This is a genomic window from Marmoricola sp. OAE513 (assembly GCF_040546585.1).
Classification (GTDB): domain Bacteria; phylum Actinomycetota; class Actinomycetes; order Propionibacteriales; family Nocardioidaceae; genus Marmoricola.
Genome location: NZ_JBEPOC010000001.1, coordinates 2,765,716 through 2,785,035 on the forward strand (window position 1 = coordinate 2,765,716; position 19,320 = coordinate 2,785,035).

Below are 19,320 nucleotides of genomic sequence, written 5' to 3' on the forward strand. Positions count from 1 at the left end.
ATAGTATATGCTTGGAAACGAGCGAAAGATTGGGGACACGAGATGACCGCACAGAGCAACGAGTTCAACCCGCTGGCCTTCGGCCGGACCGCGACGTCGACCCGCCGGCACCTGGTCACCTGCCCGCACCTGGTGAACCGCACGTGGCACGTGTGCGACCAGGTCGAGCTGGCGGCGTACGAGATCTGCGACTGGTCCCAGGACCAGATCGACGGTGTCGGTCGGTCGCACCCAGCGACGATGGAGGACGCGATTCGAGAGCTCGGCCTGCCGAGCGGCAACGAGCCGATCGTCCGCGACCTGCTGAAGTTCGTGACGTTCGACGAGATCTGGCTGCCGTACAGCCGCTCGTACGTGGCCCTGGGCCTGGGCGGCCGCGCCGTCGCCGCGTTCGGCAAGTCCTACGTCTGGGTGGGCGGCCGCAAGACGGAGCTGCCCAACTACAGCGAGACCTCGCACGCCGGCGGCAAGGCCGTCACCTACGGCGAGACCTGCCCGGTCCACTTCATCGCGATGCCGAAGACCGGCGTCTGCGACGGCTGCAGCTGAACGCAAGACCCGCACGACAACCGACAACGGAATGGAGAGGTGAGTACATGCAGAATCTGCACGTAGGACGCGGCACCGATCGTGGTGCCCTGAGTGTGTTCCCGATCTGGGGCGAGTACGCCGGATCGAGGGGATACAGCGCCGAGGTCGCGAACGCGACGTTCGGAGAGAGCGGCGACGGCCCGGCGGTGGACACGCTGCTGGTGACCAACCCGCAGGACAAGCCGCTGCTGATGCTCGAGGGCCAGATCCTCGAGGGCGGCTGGCAGAACCGGATGCTGGCCCGGTCGCTGATGGTCGCGGCCCGCGCCGAGACCCCCGTCGACGTGGTCTGCGTCGAAGCGGGCCGGTGGGGCAACGAGGCCGACGGCCGCGCCCACCGTTCCTTCAACCGCCGCGGCAGCGCCCGGGTCCGCTCGGCACTGCGCCACGACGGGGACCGGCAGGGCCACGTCTGGCAGCGGATCACCGAGTACGACGGCCGGGTCGGCGCCAATGCCACCAGCTCGTTCACCGAGCACACGATGCGCGCCGAGCGCAGCGTCGAGGACCTGGTCCGCGGTTTGCGGGCCTTCCCGGGACAGGTCGGTGTCGTCATCGGTCTCGCCGGTCAGCCGGTGGCGGCCGAGGTGTTCGACAGCCCGCGGACCCTCGCCCTGCAGTTCGAGTCGATCGTCCGGGCCGCAGCGCTCGACGCCCTCTGGCTGCCGAGCGAGCCGACGCCGTCGCGTCGCGCCCGCCGGTTCATCGACCACGCCTGCCGGGTCGAGACCCGTGTCCAGGGCCCCGCCGGCGTCGGTGTCACGCTGACCGGCCGCACGCCGTACGCCGACGTGGCGGCCCTCGGCTGGCGCCGGCGCGAGGTGCACGCCGTCATCACCAACCCGCGTCACGCGCTGGTGGCGGCATGAGTACGCCGGAGCTGGACGCGGTCCAGGCGATCGACGCGGTCCTAATCGACGTCGATAAGGACCGCATCCTGCGGCACGGCAGCACCGCCGAGCTGGTCGCGCTGGTCGCCAGTGACGCCGTGACTTGGGCGGAACTCGTCGATGCCGGCCTGCCCCGAGGAGATCTGCAGGTCGAGCTGGCGATGCTCTACCGCGCCGACTGCCCGCAGGCGTTCCTGCGCGAGAGCGACTTCCGGTCGAACGTCCTCGACGACCCGCGGCTGCCGGTGACCACCGCGCGGGCGATCCTGGCTGACAAGCCGATGGCGATGGAGATCCGGCGCCTGGGTGCGGCCCGGGCCGACCTGACCCGGATGGAGCTCTCGCGGGCGGCGTACGACGGCTTCAAGCGGGCGCGGTGGCGAGGGCTCGGTGCGGAGATGTACCTCGCGCTCGCACAGTTCGGCGCCGGTCACCTGCGGATCGTGGTCGAGGACCACGAGCGCGAGGTCGTCGGCATGCTCCGGAACCCGATCTGCCCGGAGCCGATCGTGCTCGAGCACGTGATGTCCCGGCGTGCCCGGGTGCGCTACTTCGCGCTGAAGGCGATCCAGGAGCGCGACCTGGCGATCGACTCGACGTGGATCCGTGGTGCCCGCGACCTGCCGATGAGCGAGCGCCGCAACACGACCACCCCGTACACGGCGCGGGTGAAGAAGCTCGCCGACGAGATCCTGGAGGCCCGATGACGATGACCTTGACCCCTGCTCAGACCGACCGCGCCTGCGGCGTCCTGATCGGCTGCGCGACCGGTGACGCACTCGGGGCCGGCTACGAGTTCGAGCCGATCTCCGACGGCCTCGTGCCGGACATGATCGGCGGTGGGCTCGGCAACGGCGCCCCCGGCGAGTGGACCGACGACACCGCGCAGGCGGTGGCGATCGCCCTGGTCGCCGCGACCGGCGTCGACCTCCGGTCGGAGGAGGCGCTCGACAAGATCGCCCAGCACTTCGCAGACTGGTACGGCGGCCACCCGCCGGACGTGGGCAACCAGACCGCGCGCGTGCTCCGCAGTGCCGGTCGGAATCCGTCCGGCGCCTCGATGGCTGCGGCGGCGAAGGCGGTGCACGACAGTGTGGGCCGCAGCGCCGGCAACGGGTCGCTGATGCGGACCGGTCCGGTCGCGCTCGCCTACCTCGACGACCCTGAGGGACTGGTCGAGGCGGCCATGGCTGTCAGCGCCCTGACCCACTACGAGGAGATCGCCCAGCAGGCCTGCGCCGTGTGGTGCCTGATGATCCGGCACGCCGTGCTGCACGGGGAATTCCCGCAGTTCGCCGACATCGCTGACTGGGTCCCCGACCCGGAGCGCTGGGAGCGGCTGCTCGGCGAGGCGGAGCTCGGTCGTCCCGGTTCGTTCGTCACCAACGCCTGGGCTGTCGGTGCCCTGCAGGCGGCGTGGTCGTCGATCTGCAACACCGCGGTCCCGACCGAGGACCCGCGCCGGCACCTGGTCGACTCCCTCGGCACTGCCATCCGGATCGGCTGTGACACCGACACGGTGGCGGCGATCGCGGGGTCGTTGCTCGGTGCGCGGTGGGGCATGACCGCGATCCCTGCCCGGTGGCAGCGGATGCTGCGCGGGTGGCCGGACCTCGGGGTCCAGCAGCTGGAGCGCCTCGCCTACCTGACGGTGCACCAGGGGCGGCCCGGTCACTACGGGTGGCCCGAGGTGGCGCGCATTGACTACACGTCGTACCAGTTCGGGCAGGACGCCCTGGTGCGGCACCCGAGCGACGACGACGTCTGGCTCGGGGGAGCGACGGCTCTCGACGTGATCCCCGAGGACGTGGATGCTGTCGTCAGCCTGTGCCTGGTCGGCAGCGCCCAGGTCCCCGACGGCCTGGAGCACCACACCTTCCGGCTCATGGACGAGTCGGCCCCGGAGAAGAACCCCAACCTTGACTTCGTGCTGCTGGACGCGGCTCGCCTGGTGGCGACGCTGCGCGACGAGGGCAAGACGGTGCTGCTGCACTGCGTGGCGGGGCACTCGCGGACCCCCACTGTCGGCGTCGCCTACGCGATGCTCCGCGGTGTCGCGCACGACGAGGCGTACGACGCGGTCTGTGCGGCGCTGCCGGCAGCTCGTCCGAACCGGGGCTTCCGTGCGGCGCTGCAGCGGTTGGCAGCGCAAGGGATCACCGCTTGAATCGGGGGATGGAGGAACAGAATCCGCCGGCCTGGAACAGCAAGGTGCGCGGCCTGATGCTCGGACTCGCACTCGGCGACGCGATCGGTTCGGCCAAGGGCGCGGTCCCCGAGGAGGGGCCGCTCCTCGCCGGCTGTGCAACCCAGCTCTCCGCTTGGACAGCTGAGGGCATCATGCGAGCCGCGACGCGGTACGGCGGTCACGTCGCCGGCAATCCAAACGATGTCATTCGGCACGCATACCAGCGCTGGGCACTGCTTCGGGGGGCTGCGCCGGAGAGGGATGTCAGCTGGCTGCCGCTGTACAACGGCGACCGCGAGAACCGCGGATGGCTGATCGATGCTCCGGGGATGGCCGAGGTCCGAGGATCCTCGCCGACCACCCTCGACGCCGTGATCAATGGCCGGGCGAAGGCCAGCACGGGATATCACGGCACCGTCCGGACGTTGCCGTTCGCGGCCCTGATCGGCCCCGACGAGCACCGCCAAGTCTCTCCGCTCGGGATCGCCAAGGCGGCGCACTATGCGTCGCAGGTCTCGGCGATCACGCACGACCACCCGGAAACGGAGAAGTCGGTCGCGCTGGCAATGCACCTGGTCGGGCGCGCCTTGAGGGAGCCGGTCGCGGTGCACACTGCGCTCACCGATGCGGTCTCCAAGGACTATTGGTTCGAACGCGGAGGCCCCGAAAGAGCCGCGGTCCTGACGGCTCTCCGCGAACCGCGAGACCCCGAGACGCTGGTGCGGATGGCGTCGGACCGGTCCGGTCGATCTGCTGTCTTCGGCGGACTGTACGTCGCCGGGTCCTTCCCTGACCGAGACCAGATCACGGATGCCCTGACCTTTGCGCGACAAGCGCCGCACGCCGCTCCGGTGGCGGCAGTCGCCGGCGCCATCCTGGGAGCGGTCCACGGCTTCGAGGCGTTGCCGACACGACTGGTGCACCGGCTCGAACTCGGTTGGGTGATGGACCAGCTCGGAGGCGACCTGGCTCGTCAGACGACCGAGAACCAGGTCGGCGCCGGCTGGAAGAGCGAGGCCCCGGACCCGGAGCCACCGCTCGATCCCTGGTGGGAAGTTCGGTATCCGGGTGTCTGAGTCGAAGGAGATCGGATGAATCTCAACGAGGTCCGGGCGTTCGCGCGCGAGAAGCACGGGGCGCAGAAGGACAAGCAGGGGCGCGACTACTACGACGGGCACCTACGTCCGATCGCCGAGGCGCTGAGACCGTTCGGCGAAGACGCGGAGGCAGCCGGCTGGTTGCACGACGTTCTCGAGGACACCCCTGCGGAGGCGGTAGACCTGGTCGCCGCCGGCGTACCTGCGCACGTCGTCGCGGCGGTGGAGTCGGTGACCAAGCGCGAGGACGAAAAGGATTACCTCGACCTGATCGCGCGTTCGGCCGCCGACCCGCTCGGGCGGCTGGTGAAGCTGGCCGACAACTCATGGAACATTCTGAGCAATCCTGCGCTCGCGGCGACCGAGCCGGAACGTGCTGCGGCGATGCTGAACCAGAAGTACCTGCCCGCGCGCGAACTCCTGCTCGCGGCCTGCGACTGGTCGCTCGACTCGGCTGAGGTCGCAGGTATGTACGAGGTGCTCCGAGGTCACCTGGATCAGCGCACGTAGGCCTTACAGATCTCGTCCGCAGCCTTCGCCTCGGCGGTGTCGTCGCCGAACGTTGCGACCCAGGTGGTTCTGGAGTCCCAGTCCGCGTCCGGTGTCACCGCCCAGTAGGAGATCTGACTGTTGTAGTCCCAACGTCCGGTCCCAGCCCCGTACCGGAAGGCAACGGCACCTTCCCGTGCGAGCCGGCCCAGTGTTCCGGCGAGGTACGACGATGCCGTGTACGGCTTGGACTCGCGGGCGGTGTGACCCCAGCGACGCACCATCTCGTCGAAACCGTCGGGATCTGTCTCGGCGTACCTCTTCTCGACGAGCCCGTACTCGTACCACCCGCCGCCGAAACCAGCGACGAGCTCCGGCAGGACCGAGCCGAGCGACAACTCGTCTGCGAGACCGCCCAAGCCGTCGGCGGCCGCCGGTGAGAGGTCGGCGAGCCACTCGTACGTGGCATGCCCGTCCGGGTGAACGGGCTCGGTGCACTCGAACAGGTACAGACCGTCGGGAGTGCGCACGCCGGCGATGTCGTCGTACGTCGGCGGACCGTGGAAGTGGCATGACATCCGTTCGACCATGGCGTCATCGTGGCAGGTCGCTCAGGTGCGCGGAAGACGTGTCGGGGGTTCGGCCTACCGTCCTTCCATGAGCACGAGCTTTACGACGACGCAGCGGGAGAACGCCTCCCGGTGGAAGCAGTCCACCCCCACCCTCAGTGACGACGCCCGGCTGGACGCGCCGTACGTCGGCAAGTCCGGTCGTGCTGCGGGCAAGCCTTACCCGTTCTGCCTGCCGGCCGAGTACGCCGAGGCAAACCTCCTGCCGGAGGTCCGTGACCTGGCGCTGGCGACGTTCGCCGCGCTGGGCATCCCGTGGCACGCGGGCGTGAACGACGGCCCCAGCAACCACCTGCTGTCCTCGCAGGTCCAGTGCGCCAACGCGCTGACGGCCATGATCAACGAACCCGACCGGATCGTGGCCGCTTTCGGTGGCGTCGTCGACATCGCCGAGGTGCTCGAGATCGAGCCCGGTCGGTTCCTCACCTTCGAGTACATCGGTGCCGAGGACCTGCTTGGCGAGGCTCGTGGGGCAGTGCGGGTGCGTGGCGCGCACTGCACGAGCGTCGACGCTGCCTTCAAGTACGTCACCAGTACAGGGACGGTCGAGCTCGCTCTGGTCGAGTGGAAGTACACCGAGTCCTATCCCTCAGCGCGGCGACCGGAACCGCAGCGTGATGCCGTTCGTGTCGGCCGCTACGAGCACCTCTACCTTGCCGAGGACGGGCCGGTGCGCGCGCTGGTCCCGATCGAGTTCTTCTTCGACGAGCCGTTCTACCAGCTCTTCCGCCAGCAGTTGCTGGCGCACGAGCTCGAGCGGACCGGGGCCGAAGGGGCGGACAAGGTCCGCGTCCTGCACGTGCTGGACCCACGGAACCTGGCCTACCAACAATCGATCGTGCGGCCGGAGATGAAGGAGTTCGGCGACACCGTCGACGAGATCTGGACCTTCCTCCGCCGCGAGGCGGACAGGTTTGTCCACATCGATGCGAGGGTCTTCCTGGACCCGAACGTCACCTCCGCCGACTATGTCTCCCGCTACGCCTGAAACCTGAGGAGTCCCGTGACGAACCCGCACACCGATGACCGGCACCCGTTCTGGAAGGTCGCTGCGATCTTCGGTGACGAGGAGTCCGCCGAGGACTTCGCGTACACGATCGGGCTCCACGAGCGCGGCGTTCCCGAGCTCTGGGTGGCTTCGCGGCCCGCACTCGGCGACGACCCGGGCGCCGACTGGCACTTCAGCCTCCGCGACATGGGCCTGCTGCTCAACAAGCTCAGTTGGGAGTGGCTCGCCGGCGAGAAGGTGGTCGGCGACACGTTCGAGGAGACCTACGACGCCGGCCTGGTGACGGTGAGGTTCCAGATCGACCCGCCTGGTGACCGTGATGCGCTCGAGGCCTTCCAGATCGCTCCCGAGGCGACGGTGGTCCCCGTCCGGTGGTCCCTGCACCGGGCTCCGGCGGGGGAGAACCTGCCCATGGAGCCGGCTTCACAGACGGCCGCAGCCGCTCGATGGGACGAGCTCACGGCTGGGCTCGGCGATCTGCCTCCGGCGCCTGAGGGGTGGGAGTTGGCCTCGGTGCCCGATTGGTCTCCGCAAGGGAAGTACGGACCGCGCACGCCGCTGGTGACGACGCTCGCTGCTTACGTCTGGGGTGCCGCGCCCGACGAGCTCCTCGCCGTGGTGAACGCTGCCCTCGACATCCAGAGCGCCAAGACACTCACCCGTCGCTGGGCCACGTTCGCGGCCATCGCCCGTGGCGCCGGTCGGGAGGGGGCACTGCAGCTTCTGACCGACGACATCGGCGATCTGGTCGATGCCTTCGTGCCGGGCATGGCGTCCGAGGTTCTCCGGGACGTCGGTGACCCCGAGGACCCGGAGGAGGTCGACTTCCTGGTCGAGATCGTGCGCCGGATCCTGATGACCACCCTCGGAGCAGAGGCGATCGCCGACCTGCTTCCTGAGGAGGAGCGGCTGGAGTGCCTCGGATTCGTCCTCGCGATCCGCGCCGGGAGCAGCAACGTGCCCGGTCGCGACTGGCTTGCCTCCGATGCGGTCCGTGCGGCGGTCGACGACTTCATCAGTGACATCGGAGTCGTCGGGGTGACCGTGATCCACGACTGCCACGAGGCCGCCGAGGAGGACGAGTACTGGCGGGTGATCGGTCTCCTCCGTGCCGAGAACCTGACGACCGCGTCCGGCTGGTGGCCCGGAGACGAGCCGGGGAACGACGGCGCGCTGCAGCAGTTCGGGAGCCTGGTCGCGGCCATGCTCACGCACCGGATGAAGTTCTCGGCCGAGGAGCTCGACGCCTTCGTCACCCCGTACGACGGCAGGATCCCTCAGCTCCGTGAGTTGCTGAACACGCCTGTCTAGGACGATCTGCCCGCTACCGTGCGGGCATGGTTGCGCGCACCTACCCTGGCGACCCCAAGTTCGCCTCCACAGCCGAGCTGGACGTGTGGACGCGCCTTCGTGACGTCCTGCCCGGCGACGCGATTCTCGTCTCGAACCTCCGCCTGATCGACCAGGACAAGGACCACGAGGCCGACCTCGTCGTGCTGCTCCCGGACGTCGGCGCGATCGTGCTCGAGGTCAAGGGCGGATCGGTCTGGTGCGACGGCGGCCAGTGGTGGTCCTCGGGACGCAGCGGCGACCACAAGATCAGCCCGGTCGAGCAGGCCATGACCACCCGGTACGCCGTGCGTGCCTTCGTGGAGGACGACCCGCGGTGGGACCGCGAGCGCATCGTCTGGGCGCACGGGGTCGTGACGCCGTACTCGGAGTTCCCGGCCGACTTCGCCACTACGGATTGCCCCCGGTGGCTGCTGCAGGACAAGAACGACCTGGACGATCTGGTCACGCGACTGGAGGAGCTCGGGCGCAACTCCCAGCACGGCAAGCGGCTGCCGACCCACGACGACATCGAGCTGATCGTCGAGATCCTGCACGGGCGCAGCTTCACCCGTCGTGACCCCAACGCCGAGGCGCTGGACCGTCAGGCGACCTCTGACCGGCTCACGGCGGAGCAAGCGACCCTGCTCAAGGTGACCCGGCTGTTGCGTCGCGTGGAGATCCGCGGCGGCGCCGGCAGCGGCAAGACCGTGCTGGCCCTGGCGCAGGCCCGCGAGCTCACCCGCGGCCGTGCGGGCGAGGTCCCGCAACGGGTCGCCCTGCTCTGCTACTCCATCGGTCTGGGGGAGTTCCTCAAGCGTGAGACCGACACCTGGCCCAAGAACCAGCGGCCGGCGTTCGTCGGCACCTGGGAGGAGCTCGGCGCGCTCTGGGGAGCGCCCAAGGGTGACCGCCAGGACAGCTCGTTCTGGGAGGAGGAGCTGCCGGACCTGATGGCCGGCCTCGCCGACAGGCTCCAGGACCTCGCGAAATTCGACGCGTTCATCGTCGACGAGGCCCAAGACTTCGCCGAGACCTGGTGGATACCGCTTCTCAAGGCACTGCGTGATCCCGAGGAGGGCGGGCTCTACGTCTACTCCGACGAGAACCAGCGGATCTTCGCCCGGTTCGGGCAGCCGCCCGTCCCCCTGGTGCCGCTGGTGCTCGACCACAACCTGCGCAACACCAAACAGATCCACACCGCCTTCGACCCGCTGGCTCCGAGCCGGATGACCTCGCGCGGCGGCGAAGGCACCTTCGATGTCAGCTTCCTTCCCGGCGGGGACGACCCGATCGACGTCGCCGACAGTGCGGTCGAGGTGCTGCTGGAAGCAGGCTGGCACCCGGGGAACATCGCCCTGCTCACCACCGGGTCACGTCACCCGGAGCAGGTCGCCCAGACCGAGGCCGACGGACAGGCGGCGTACTGGCGTTCCTACTGGGAGGACGACGTGTTCTACGGGCACGTCCTCGGTTCGAAGGGACTCGAACGCCCGGCCGTCGTGCTGTGCGTGAACGACAGCGCCGTGAAGGACCGGGCCCGCGAGAAGCTCTACGTAGGCATGTCCCGTGCGACCGACCAGCTCATCGTGGTGGGGGACCCTGACCTGGTCCGGGAGATCGGCGGCGGCACCGTCGCCGCGCGTCTGGGGATCTGAGTCAGGCAGCCTTCCAGGGCTCGATCGGGGGACCAAGCCACGGGACCACGTTGCCGGACTTCTCGCGCAGGGCGTCGAGAATCCAGTCCCACAGCCGGTTGCGCTCGGCGAGCTCAGGATCGCGCGGTGAGAGGTCCTCGATGACGACGTGCACCGCCTCGGGTGCAGGCTTGGCGCGCTCGGTGCGGCCGAGACACCACAGGGCTGCGCGGAGGACGTCGACACCGACCGCACCCGCGTCGTCGACGCGATACGCCGCCAGGACGGGCGCCAGGGCAACCGCCTCGAGCATCTCGAAGTCATCGCTGACCTGCCGGCGTGCGTCGTAGGAGTCGGCGAAGTCGAGGAGGTCCTCGAACTCACCGTCGTACACGCTCGGGACGGCGAGGACCACGCCGCCGAGACTGACCTCGGACAGGTGGTGGGCGACCGTCGCCTCGGCGTGCTCCGCGAAGGTCGCGACGACCTCCTCAGGAGTCGTCGGGTACTCGACACCGATCGCGGCGATGCCCTCCCAGCGTCCGGGAGCGTCCGCCCGCAGGCTGATGCCTAGCATCAGGACGTCGCCGTCCTCGAAGACCGAGACCTGTGCCGGGAACCAGGCCGGCCAGGGCGTGTCCGTGAACAAGTCCCAGGCGATCTCGTCCTCACCGTCCTCCCAACCGCCCATCGAGCAGAGCTCGTTGAGATCCGCCGCGGTCTCGCGGCTGTCGCCGCTCACGCGGCGTCGTCCTCGACCGGGTCCAGGAACCGACGCCCGCCGACGCGATGAGCCAAGTCGGCGTCGATCTTCGGCGCGAGGTCGCACATACCGCTGACGGTGCCGCGCAGCAGGTCGGGGACGAAGGGGAGGGCGACGGTCTCGCACGACATGATGATCCGGTCGTCGCGCAGGACGAACTTGGCGATCGGGTTGTCGCGGTTGAGGACGGCCACTTCGAACGCGGCGGCGTCAGGGTTGGTGACCCCGACGGCGATCTCGGCGAAGACCCGGATCACCGGCGCGTCGTCGAGTACCCGGACGAAGACGACCGCAGTACCCGAGCGGAACGGAATGTCGCCGTCGTCGTCGTGCTTCGGCGGGTGGTTGCCACACTCCGAGCCGAGGGCGAGGTCGACCATCTCGACCAGGTGCTCGTGGTCGCGCGGCATCACCGCCAACGGCAGCAGTTCGGTGGTCTCGGGTTCGGTGGGCTCGTCATCCTCGTCCTCGGACGGCGGCAACGAGGCCTCGAGGTCCTCGGCGTACCGGTCGACCAGGAAGGCGGGGTGGACGACGCCGAGGACGTCGCGCAGCGCCTGCACCAGCTGGTGGGCGACCTCGTCGACGTACGCAAGGTCCGCCAGTTCGCGCCAGTAGTTGAGGTGTCCCGCGTCGGGCTTGTTCCAGCCAGCCGCCTTCAGGGCACGGCGGGCCGCCTTGTCGAGGCGGAACTTGTGGTCGAGCACCTTGTTGCTCGACACCTGGACCAGCGGGGCCTCGTCGGGCTCCCAGGTCACAAGCACGTACGGGCCACAGCAGGCCGCGTGGCGCTCCGGGACGTCGAGCTCCCAGAGAACGTAGACGTCCTCCTCGCGCTCGGCGATGGTCTCGGCCAGGTCGGCGCGGAAGCGCTTCCAAGCCTGGTCGGTGCTCGTCGCAAGGTCTGCGTCACGGTGCATGTGAACCACCTTCCTGCCGGGTTTTGGGGGCTCCCGACAGCACCGAATTTAGAGGGAACCCCCGACAGATACGGGCCTTGAAAACGGAGTTCCGGGGGCCTGTCCAGCGCCCGGATCGAGAAGTTCTAGACCGCCCCGGCGTTTCCTGCCCCTCGCGGGCCCGGAATCGGGAGACTGGCCCGGTGACTCCACCTCTCGGCGGTAAGCAGCGCCTTCCCATGGAACGTCTGGTGCGGCTGGTCGCGGCCCTTCACCAGGCCGGCCGCAACGGGATGGCCACCACCAGCCTGATCGAGATCGCCGGTTTCGAGGGCAACGAGGCGGTCGACCAGCTCGGTCGCGACTTCCGCTACCTCCGTGAGCTCGGATGGCAGATCGACAACGTCGCCGGCGAAGGCCTCGAGGGAGTCTTCCGAATGGTGACGGTCGACAACCGGCTGGCGCTCCGGCTGACCACCGAGCAGCAAGCCGCGTTGCTTCGCGCGGTCCTCCTGGCCAGTCGTGACGACTTGGTCGAGCGGCTGGGACTGCCGAAGTCGGAGCGGCCCGCCGAGGTCGTCACCGCCGTACCGGTTGCTGACGACGCTGCGCTGACGACGGTGACCGAGGCGATCCGTGCCGGCCGCCTGCTGCGGTTCCGCTACAACGGGACCGACCGGGTCGTACATCCCGAGTCCGTGCGCACCCAGAACGGCAAGTGGTACCTGCGTGGGCACGAGGACGGGCTCGAGGTGATCAAGTCGTTCGTGGTCTCGCGGATGAGCGACGTCGAGGCCGACCCGACCACACCGTCAGTCCGCCTCGAGACCAGTGAGCACCAAGGGCTGCACCCGATGAGCTGGCAGGTCGACCCGCCGATCGACGTCGTGCTGCGCACGACCGGGGACTACGCCCCCGACGTACGGCGGTGGCTCGGCACACCGAACGACGAGAAGGTCCACGGTGACGACGTCGACCTCACCTACACGGTGACCAACCGCGGCGCCCTGCGCTCGCGGATCTACGAGCTCGGCCCGCGCGTGACCGTCGTCGGACCGGACGAGATCCGCGAAGAGATCATCAGCGAGCTTGCCGAGATGGCAGGGGAGTGACCATGCCCGCAGTTCCCCAGTACGCACAGCGCTTCGGCCGTCTGCCGGAGGTGTTCACGATCCTGGCCGCGCACCCGAACGGGCTGCCGCTGTCCGCCCTCGCCGAAAGGGTCGGTGCGCGTCCTCAGGACCTGCGAGCGGACCTGCTCGCGTTCTTCACCGCCGACCTCAACGGCTTCCTCGGACTCAACCGTCCGACCATCCTCGACTTCGTCGGTCCTGACGGCGCCGAGGTCGACCCGAACGAGGCCGAGATCGTCCGGCTGATCGAGGACAAGCCGCGCGGCGAGATCGGAGTCGAGTACGTCGATGCGCGCGAGCTCGGCCTGATCTACACCGCAGCCCAGGCGCTCAGCGAGGCCGAGCCGGGCAACACCGACCTGCTCGGAGCGATCCAGGTGCTCACCGAGACGATGTTCGGGGAGAGCAACGCGCCGCGGCCCGAGTCGCCGGCCCGCTGGAACCAGGCTCTGGTCCCGCTCCAGGACGCCGCCCGCGACCGCCGCAAGGTCCGGATCGAGTACTCCCGGTCCTGGAACGAGGGGATCATCGACCGGGTCGTCGAGCCGTACCGCCTGGTGCAGACCCGTCGCGGCTGGGAGGTCGACGCCGGTCCGCTCGACGCCGACGGCAAGATGCGCACGTACCTGCTCTCGAACCTGCGCGCCCACGAGGTGCTGGACGAGACCTTCGAGCCGCCGGCCGACCTGGAGGCCCGCCTCGACGCCCAGCGGGTCACCGTCACCGTGCGCGTGCAAATCCCGCACTCCGCGCGTTGGGCCGCCGACGTGTACGCCGAGCAGGTGCGACTGGTCGCGGACGACGAGGAGACCGTCACCCTCGACCTCGACCTGCTGCCCCCGGTCGACCGGCGCGTGGGGCTGTTGCTGCTCGCGGCCGGGCCGTACTCGCGGGTGCTGGAGCCGTCGCGAATGCTGGCCGAGGGGCCGAAGCTGGCCGCGGAACTGCTGGCGCATCACCGTAGGTCCTGAACTTCGAGGCTGTGTGATGGTCTGCCGAAGAACGAGTACCGATTTCGAAGGGGTGCCTCGTGGCTGACTCGAAGGGCTTTCTCATAAGCGCTTACGGAGCGTTCTGGGATCGAGCGGAGGTCGATTGGAAGCCGGGCCAGGGTGGCAAGCGTCAACTCCTCGGCCACGTCGGGGGGAACGCGCTGACGCGTCGCGTATGTGACTTCCGTACTTCGGCCGGTTTCTACGTTCTCTGGAACGATTACCGTGCGGTCTACGTCGGGATGGCTCGCGGGAACGAGGGCATCTTCAACCGGCTTCTCGACCACACGGACAAGAAGGACGCTGACTGGAGTCGCTTCTCATGGTTCTCCACCGACACCGTCGTGGATGACAAGAAGCACGACGGATGGGCCGTGACCACTCCTCGACAACGAATCTCCAGTTTGTCCGATGAGTCATTAGTCAAAGAAGCGGAAGCCCTTCTGATCCTGACCCTGGGCACGTACACCACGGGCTACCAGAACAAGATGAAGTTCGCACGTGCGTCTGAGTGGACCCAAGTGACTCTGGCCGACTACGCGCCGTGGGGCCTATGCCGAAAGGTCGATGCGGCACCGTTCTCGAAACGAAAATTCGATCTTTGGGACGAGAGTTAGACCTACAGGTAGAGCCCCGCGCTCGGCTCCGGCTCGGAAACCTCGCGCCCGCGGGTAAGCCCGAAGAGCTCTGCCAGGGTGGCCGGCGAGGTCGGAGGCGTGATGCCCGGCGGGCACCAGGCGGCGGCCTCGGCCGCTGACAAAGCCGGGAACTCGACGGTCGCGCGGCACCGTCCGGGCCGCTGCACGGCGGTGTGGATGCGCCCGAGGTCGTCGTTGGTGGTCAGCAGGACCATCGTCTTGGCGCCCTCGCCGAGGATGCCGTCGGTCAGGTTGAGCAGGCGACCCAGAGCCGGACCGGAGCGCTCCCGCGCGTCCGAGCGAAGGTACTCGTCGGCGTCCTCGCAGATGATGACCTTCCACCGGCTCGGGGCCAGCTCGTCGAGCCCGCGCAGCGGCTCGCGGAAGTCGGGGCGCGCCGGCTCCTCGACGACCTCCAGGAGGTAGTCAGGGCTGGTGAAGAACCGCTCCGGGTCGGTGACCAGGTGGGCATCGCACCACGGCAGCCACTCGGTGATGAGGGTGCGCACGGCCGAGGTCTTGCCGGTGCCGGGCTGCCCGTGCCACAGGACGAGGCGACCACCGTCGTCGTCCGGGTCCTGCAGGGCCATCAGCTCGTCGAGCTGGCGCGCGGCCACGGCGGCGTAGTTGCGGCGTACGTCGGTCCAACGCGACGACCTCACCTTGTGGTCGCGGCTGGAGGGTCCGTAGCTCGCGGTCGTCCACAGCTGGCATCGGGTGACGTCGCTCTCGCTCATCTGGGCGCTGACCCGGGTCCGGACCACGTCCCACAACGCTGAGGCGGTGGCGTGGTCGCGGGCCAGCACCTTGACGGTGGTGAAGCCGCCCTGCTGGGTGACGAGCACGTCGGCGACACCATCCTCCTCTAGGCGGGCGAACCGCCGGTGCGGCCCGGAGTACTGGTGGGTGACGGTCAGGTTGTCGGGGGCGATGGACAACGGCGCCAGCGAGTAGGGGACCGTCACGCTCACGGCGACGGGGAGTGCGCGGGTCAGGAACTGGTGGACCTGCGCGGAGTCCATGGCGGAGTCGAGCTGCGGCTCGGCGCGGACAACGATGCCGTCGGCCTCAGGTTGCGGCACAGCGCCGCTCGCGGGTACTGCGGTGTTCTCGAGAGCGGTGACGGTGACCTCCTGCTGTAGCGAATTCATCGGAACGACGGTACGGAAGACCCCCGACACGACCAACGGGTTTTCCCGAGGTTGTGGAGACGGGGTGCCTCCGAGGAAGCACCCCGTCGCCCGCTCACTTGCCGGTCGCCGCCTCGCGCTCCTCGTCGGTGAAGTCCATCAGCAGGTTCGCCGCGGCCGGAGCCATCCCGACGCGGATCGCGTCCCGCTTCGACTTCACGCTGCGGCTGACGGCGCCCATCGCGGCACCGGCCGAGCCGCGGTCGTAGGTCATCGACTTGCGAGCGTCGAAGCCCATCTTCATGCCCTCCTCGATCGCGTCCTGGTCGGCGCCGAGGTAGAGGAACTGCCAGTCGTACTGAGTGGTCTGCTGCTCGATGAGCTGCTTGATGCGCGGGTGGGTCCACTCGACCGAAGCGTTCTCGTACCCGTCGGTCATCACGCCGACGATGACCGTAGCCGGGCGCTGCGCCTCCGGCATCGCTGCCAGACGCTCGCCAGCGCTGATGATCAGCTTGCCGAGGGCGTCGAGCAGCGCGGTCGACCCGCGCGGGTGCAGCGCGAGAGGCGGCACCGCTGCGATGTCGAGGTCGGCGTACACCTCCTCGTAGGAGTCGTCGAACTGGGCCAGCGTGACCTTGCAGGACCCCTCGGACTGCCGCTGCTCGGTGATGAAGGCGTCGAAGCCGCCCTGAGTGTCGGTGCGGATCGACTGCATCGAGCCGGAGCGGTCGAGGAGGAAGTAGAGGTGGGTGAGATTGCTGTCGGTCATGTCCGGCTCCTTCGCCTTCGAGGCTGATCCGGACGTTCCGGATCAGCTGGGTTTGCTCCGACGCGGCTTGAACCGCATAGGTTGCTGCTCGGTCTGCTGCGGGCTCGGCTCGGGCTTACGTCCGAGCTCCTTGTCGTACAACGCGCGCTCCACGCCGCGGGCCGTCACTCGCCCTTCTGGTGTCGCGTACGCCCCGAGTAGCTGGGTCCGTGCCAGCCGTGGTCCCACTGCGTTCTCCGACAGGCCGGCGAGGGTGCCGGCGGCGCGAAGGCTGGACTGCTCCTCCAGGAGCAGGGCGGCCATCGTCTCGTCGATCGCGTCGGTCAGTCTTTCAACTGCTTCTCGGAGCTGGGGCAGGGCATCGGTGGGGTTCTCGGTGTCGATGTTGTCGAGAGCTCTTCGTGCCTGTGCCAGCGCTCGGGAAGCGGGGGATTCGGTTGTCACAGAAAGTACGGTACCGCATAAACTGCGGCCACGCACAATTGGTCCCCGAGAGGGTCGTTCGGTGGTGCGTGGGAGAAGAGTGCCGCGAACCCCCGACACGACTGGTTCGACAGCATTGGTCGGGGGTGCTGACTAACCTCGCCGGGTGCCCTCCCTCCCCGGCCGGTCCCGGCTCCCGCTCTGCGCGCTCGCGTTCGTGGTGGTCGCCGGCTGCGCGGTGGACGAGCCGACAGCGGCACCCGGCGCGCCGGTGGTGACGTCAGCTCCGACGCCCACCCCGACACCCACCTCGGCGCCGACTCTGAAGGTGACGCCGACCCGCGCGCCCACCCCGAGCAAGTCCCCCACCTCGAAGCCGGACACCCGCAAGAAGCTCGCCGCCCTGGTGGTGAAGCCCCGTCCGTCCGGAACCCTCGGCTACGACCGCGACGCCTTCGGGTCCTCGTGGTCCGACATCGACGGCAACGGCTGCAACCAGCGGGACGACGTCCTCTTGCGCGATGCTCGTCCCGGGTCGGTGCGCACGCAGCAGCAGGGGCGCTGCGACCACGACGTCCTCTCTGGCACCTGGGTCGACCCGTACGCCGGTCGCACGATCGTGCTCACCGACATGAAGAACCTCAGCCAGGCCCAAGCCGTCCAGATCGACCACGTAGTCCCGCTGGCCGAGGCGTGGGTCTCCGGCGCGCGGACCTGGACCGACGAGCGTCGTCGTGCCTATGCCAACACGCTCACCGGACTGCTTGCCGTCGACGGCCCTACCAATGCCAGCAAGTCCGACGACGACCCTGCGGCTTGGCGCCCACGCAAGGGCTACCAGTGCCGGTACGCCGTGCGCTCGATCAACGTGAAGTACGCCTGGAACCTGGACGTCGATCCGAGCGAGGTGCGGGCGTTGAATGAGATGCTCGGTTACTGCTGAGCCTCACCGCCACACCCGCACGTAGTCGACGACCGTCGCCGACTCGCGCGGACCGGTCGCTGGGTCGAACTCGTTCCCCGTCGTCCCGAACGCCTGGGTCAGCGCCAGGAAGAACGGACTGTCGAACGGCGCGTACGGACTCCCTGCAGGGGCGTTGCTCGCCTTGTAGTTGTTGGTGATGCAGACCTTCCCGTTGACGTAGATCTTCATCAGCCCCGGCGACCACTCCAACACGTACGTGTTGAACTGACCGACGTTGATCGTGCAGTTCCACGCCGTGTAGATGTTCGTGTTGGTCTGGAAGTTCACCGTGTACCAGTCGAAGACGTAGTGCATCACGGGGATGTTGAGGTTCACGTAGTTGCTGTAGTACTCCCCGAAGTCGATCTCGCCGGACATCGGGTGCGGGTACCCGTACTTCAGGACGTCGTCGGGCCACAGCCAGAACGTCTCCTGGAGACCGTTGCCGGCGAAGCTCGGGATCTTCGCGCGCACCTCGTAGCGACCGTAGGTCTGGGAGAACGTGCCCTTGTGGGACACCATCCCCGAGACCATTCGCGACGACTTCTTACCGCAGCTGACCGCTTCGTCGAGGAGGACGGCGCCGAGGACCAGCTGTCCGCCGCGCACGTCGACCGTGCGGGGGTCGTCGAGGTAGCAGGCCGGGTTGGTGGTCGTGCCGCTGAAGAACGCGCTGGTGGCTGACTTCTGGACGAGCCAGTAGCGCCGGTCCAGCGAGCTGCCGTCGAACTCGTCGTCGTACGTGCAGATCCAGGTGCTGCCGTCCTCTCTCGCCGGGTTGGTCCCACCGCAGTCGGGGCCGGGTGGAGGCGGTGGTTCGGTGGGCGTGGGGGCGGGCGTCTCGGAAGGCTCTTCGACCGGGGTCGCGGCGACGCGGATTGCGAAGACGTCGCTGGTCGCCTTCTCGTGCTTCGTCGTCCCGGACAGCTGGACCCGGTACGCGTACGACGCCGGCTCCTCCTGGGTGACCGAAAGCGTGGCTTCCCCGTCAGCAACGGTGGCCGACCCGACAGACGTCCAGACGTCCTCATCAGAAGTCTCCAGGGAGACGATCTCCTCTTCGGCGGCCACGCCGGTGATCGTGACGGTGATGGTCGCGGCCTCGCTCGGACCGACCACGTCCGGCGCAGACGCGACAATCGTCGGAGTCGGCAGACGCGGGTCCGGCGTCTTGGCGAACGGGTCGGTCTCGCCGGTGCCCGGGTCGCCCGCGGGTGCCTCGTCGGACGGGTTCGCGGGGTCGTTGACCGACGTGCTCGGTCCGGCGGAACTGGCCGCAGTGTCGGGCAGAGCGAGTGCGAGCAGGACAAAAGAAATCGTCGCGAGGCCCGCGGCAGCAGCGAGCCCTCTCGTTCGCGAGCTCTCCAGTACCGCTGCCTGCGGCTTCTTCATTTCCGTGCAGTGCCCGCGCCGGCGTGTCACATGCGCACGTGGATTCAGGTAGTTCAGGGGTTCGGGACCTCGAGACGATGCAGTATGCGTCGCTTTGAGCCGGAACAGTGACGGGCGGGTTCCGAGCATCGCGATGCGTCCCTCTGCAGGTTCGCCTGCGTTTGCTCGGAAACCTTCGTATCGTGTGCCCGTGGCCCCCTCCCTCCACGCCCTTAGGCGTCCCCTCATCACCCTTGTCTCCGGCGGTGCCTTGGTGGTCGGGCTGCTCGCTCTGGTCGCGCCGTCCGCGCACGCAATCGACACCGGGACAGTGACTGGAACGATTCGCACGTCCGGCAACACACTCGTTGACAAC

The 19,320-nt window shown here is 68.6% G+C and carries 20 protein-coding genes; 13 read left to right on the forward strand and 7 right to left on the reverse strand.

Going from position 1 to position 19,320, the window contains the following annotated elements; all coding sequences use genetic code 11:
* Positions 1–42: 42 nt before the first annotated feature.
* Genes ABIE44_RS13855 through ABIE44_RS13880 form a run of 6 tightly spaced genes read left to right on the forward strand, consistent with a single transcriptional unit; the run spans position 43 to position 5,276 of the window.
* Entirely contained in the window at positions 43–549 is a 507-nt protein-coding gene (locus ABIE44_RS13855) for a hypothetical protein (RefSeq protein WP_209716531.1), read from the forward strand.
* A 47-nt stretch (positions 550–596) separates the two neighbouring features.
* On the forward strand, positions 597–1,460 hold the full coding sequence (locus ABIE44_RS13860; RefSeq protein ID WP_209716528.1) for an ARPP-1 family domain-containing protein: 864 nt from the start codon (positions 597–599) through the stop codon (positions 1,458–1,460).
* Positions 1,457–2,188 (forward strand): hypothetical protein, encoded by a 732-nt coding sequence (locus ABIE44_RS13865; RefSeq protein WP_209716525.1) that lies wholly within the window; start codon positions 1,457–1,459, stop codon positions 2,186–2,188. Before ABIE44_RS13860 ends, ABIE44_RS13865 begins: the two co-directional genes overlap by 4 nt.
* Positions 2,185–3,648, forward strand: coding sequence for an ADP-ribosylglycohydrolase family protein (locus tag ABIE44_RS13870; protein WP_209716523.1), 1,464 nt, complete (start codon positions 2,185–2,187; stop codon positions 3,646–3,648). The genes ABIE44_RS13865 and ABIE44_RS13870 overlap by 4 nt, the downstream gene beginning before the upstream one ends.
* An 8-nt stretch (positions 3,649–3,656) precedes the next feature.
* A complete protein-coding gene (locus ABIE44_RS13875) occupies positions 3,657–4,745 on the forward strand; it encodes an ADP-ribosylglycohydrolase family protein (RefSeq protein ID WP_502912740.1) in 1,089 nt (362 codons plus the stop codon).
* A gap of 15 nt (positions 4,746–4,760) precedes the next feature.
* Positions 4,761–5,276, forward strand: a complete 516-nt coding sequence (locus ABIE44_RS13880; RefSeq protein ID WP_209716516.1) for a phosphohydrolase — start codon at positions 4,761–4,763, stop codon at positions 5,274–5,276.
* Here the strand turns inward: ABIE44_RS13880 and ABIE44_RS13885 are convergent.
* Positions 5,264–5,833: a hypothetical protein gene (locus tag ABIE44_RS13885; protein ID WP_209716512.1), complete on the reverse strand. Its 570-nt coding sequence runs from the start codon at positions 5,831–5,833 to the stop codon at positions 5,264–5,266. The genes ABIE44_RS13880 and ABIE44_RS13885 overlap by 13 nt on opposite strands.
* 79 nt (positions 5,834–5,912) lie before the next feature.
* Between ABIE44_RS13885 and ABIE44_RS13890 the strand changes: the two genes are divergently transcribed.
* Genes ABIE44_RS13890 through ABIE44_RS13900 form a run of 3 tightly spaced genes read left to right on the forward strand, consistent with a single transcriptional unit; the run spans position 5,913 to position 9,880 of the window.
* Positions 5,913–6,872, forward strand: a complete 960-nt coding sequence (locus ABIE44_RS13890; RefSeq protein WP_209716509.1) for a PGN_0703 family putative restriction endonuclease — start codon at positions 5,913–5,915, stop codon at positions 6,870–6,872.
* Positions 6,873–6,887: 15 nt separating this feature from the next.
* Positions 6,888–8,204, forward strand: coding sequence for a hypothetical protein (locus ABIE44_RS13895; RefSeq protein WP_209716506.1), 1,317 nt, complete (start codon positions 6,888–6,890; stop codon positions 8,202–8,204).
* Positions 8,205–8,230: 26 nt separating this feature from the next.
* Positions 8,231–9,880: a nuclease-related domain-containing DEAD/DEAH box helicase gene (locus ABIE44_RS13900; protein WP_209716503.1), complete on the forward strand. Its 1,650-nt coding sequence runs from the start codon at positions 8,231–8,233 to the stop codon at positions 9,878–9,880.
* A gap of 1 nt (position 9,881) precedes the next feature.
* On the opposite strand, the gene ABIE44_RS13905 is transcribed toward ABIE44_RS13900, so the two are convergent.
* A complete protein-coding gene (locus ABIE44_RS13905) occupies positions 9,882–10,601 on the reverse strand; it encodes a hypothetical protein (RefSeq protein WP_209716500.1) in 720 nt (239 codons plus the stop codon).
* A complete protein-coding gene (locus ABIE44_RS13910) occupies positions 10,598–11,542 on the reverse strand; it encodes a T3SS (YopN, CesT) and YbjN peptide-binding chaperone 1 (RefSeq protein ID WP_209716498.1) in 945 nt (314 codons plus the stop codon). The genes ABIE44_RS13905 and ABIE44_RS13910 overlap by 4 nt, the downstream gene beginning before the upstream one ends.
* A 182-nt stretch (positions 11,543–11,724) precedes the next feature.
* Between ABIE44_RS13910 and ABIE44_RS13915 the strand changes: the two genes are divergently transcribed.
* From ABIE44_RS13915 to ABIE44_RS13925, 3 genes are read left to right on the forward strand one after another with little or no spacing between them, the layout of a single operon-like run.
* Entirely contained in the window at positions 11,725–12,633 is a 909-nt protein-coding gene (locus tag ABIE44_RS13915) for a WYL domain-containing protein (protein ID WP_209716495.1), read from the forward strand.
* 2 nt (positions 12,634–12,635) lie between these two features.
* The gene (locus tag ABIE44_RS13920; RefSeq protein WP_209716491.1) at positions 12,636–13,625 is read left to right on the forward strand and encodes a WYL domain-containing protein; all 990 of its coding nucleotides are present in this window, start codon (positions 12,636–12,638) and stop codon (positions 13,623–13,625) included.
* Between the two features lie 59 nt (positions 13,626–13,684).
* Positions 13,685–14,263, forward strand: coding sequence for a hypothetical protein (locus ABIE44_RS13925; protein ID WP_209716488.1), 579 nt, complete (start codon positions 13,685–13,687; stop codon positions 14,261–14,263).
* Between the two features lie 2 nt (positions 14,264–14,265).
* Here the strand turns inward: ABIE44_RS13925 and ABIE44_RS13930 are convergent, their stop codons facing one another.
* The 3 genes from ABIE44_RS13930 to ABIE44_RS13940 all read right to left on the reverse strand — a co-directional run bounded on the left by ABIE44_RS13930 (position 14,266) and on the right by ABIE44_RS13940 (position 16,630).
* On the reverse strand, positions 14,266–15,435 hold the full coding sequence (locus ABIE44_RS13930) for an AAA family ATPase (RefSeq protein ID WP_209716485.1): 1,170 nt from the start codon (positions 15,433–15,435) through the stop codon (positions 14,266–14,268).
* 94 nt (positions 15,436–15,529) lie between these two features.
* Positions 15,530–16,186, reverse strand: coding sequence for a vWA domain-containing protein (locus tag ABIE44_RS13935; RefSeq protein WP_209716481.1), 657 nt, complete (start codon positions 16,184–16,186; stop codon positions 15,530–15,532).
* A 42-nt stretch (positions 16,187–16,228) separates the two neighbouring features.
* Positions 16,229–16,630: a hypothetical protein gene (locus tag ABIE44_RS13940; RefSeq protein ID WP_209716478.1), complete on the reverse strand. Its 402-nt coding sequence runs from the start codon at positions 16,628–16,630 to the stop codon at positions 16,229–16,231.
* A 145-nt stretch (positions 16,631–16,775) separates the two neighbouring features.
* On the opposite strand from ABIE44_RS13940, the gene ABIE44_RS13945 reads away from it, so the two are divergent.
* Complete coding sequence (locus ABIE44_RS13945) at positions 16,776–17,552, forward strand: HNH endonuclease family protein (protein WP_209716476.1); 777 nt, start codon at positions 16,776–16,778, stop codon at positions 17,550–17,552.
* Positions 17,553–17,555: 3 nt separating this feature from the next.
* Here the strand turns inward: ABIE44_RS13945 and ABIE44_RS13950 are convergent, their stop codons facing one another.
* The gene (locus tag ABIE44_RS13950) at positions 17,556–18,965 is read right to left on the reverse strand and encodes a family 16 glycosylhydrolase (RefSeq protein WP_209716473.1); all 1,410 of its coding nucleotides are present in this window, start codon (positions 18,963–18,965) and stop codon (positions 17,556–17,558) included.
* Between the last annotated feature and the right edge of the window lie 355 nt (positions 18,966–19,320).

Coding starts and splice junctions, on each gene's coding strand:
- ABIE44_RS13885 (WP_209716512.1), bottom strand. CDS start 5,833: ATGTCATGCCACTTCCACGGTCCGCCGACGTACGACGACATCGCCGGC.
- ABIE44_RS13880 (WP_209716516.1), top strand. CDS start 4,761: ATGAATCTCAACGAGGTCCGGGCGTTCGCGCGCGAGAAGCACGGGGCG.
- ABIE44_RS13865 (WP_209716525.1), top strand. CDS start 1,457: ATGAGTACGCCGGAGCTGGACGCGGTCCAGGCGATCGACGCGGTCCTA.
- ABIE44_RS13950 (WP_209716473.1), bottom strand. CDS start 18,965: ATGAAGAAGCCGCAGGCAGCGGTACTGGAGAGCTCGCGAACGAGAGGG.
- ABIE44_RS13920 (WP_209716491.1), top strand. CDS start 12,636: ATGCCCGCAGTTCCCCAGTACGCACAGCGCTTCGGCCGTCTGCCGGAG.
- ABIE44_RS13930 (WP_209716485.1), bottom strand. CDS start 15,435: ATGAATTCGCTACAGCAGGAGGTCACCGTCACCGCTCTCGAGAACACC.
- ABIE44_RS13890 (WP_209716509.1), top strand. CDS start 5,913: ATGAGCACGAGCTTTACGACGACGCAGCGGGAGAACGCCTCCCGGTGG.
- ABIE44_RS13855 (WP_209716531.1), top strand. CDS start 43: ATGACCGCACAGAGCAACGAGTTCAACCCGCTGGCCTTCGGCCGGACC.
- ABIE44_RS13875 (WP_502912740.1), top strand. CDS start 3,657: ATGGAGGAACAGAATCCGCCGGCCTGGAACAGCAAGGTGCGCGGCCTG.
- ABIE44_RS13900 (WP_209716503.1), top strand. CDS start 8,231: ATGGTTGCGCGCACCTACCCTGGCGACCCCAAGTTCGCCTCCACAGCC.
- ABIE44_RS13935 (WP_209716481.1), bottom strand. CDS start 16,186: ATGACCGACAGCAATCTCACCCACCTCTACTTCCTCCTCGACCGCTCC.
- ABIE44_RS13860 (WP_209716528.1), top strand. CDS start 597: ATGCAGAATCTGCACGTAGGACGCGGCACCGATCGTGGTGCCCTGAGT.
- ABIE44_RS13910 (WP_209716498.1), bottom strand. CDS start 11,542: ATGCACCGTGACGCAGACCTTGCGACGAGCACCGACCAGGCTTGGAAG.
- ABIE44_RS13870 (WP_209716523.1), top strand. CDS start 2,185: ATGACGATGACCTTGACCCCTGCTCAGACCGACCGCGCCTGCGGCGTC.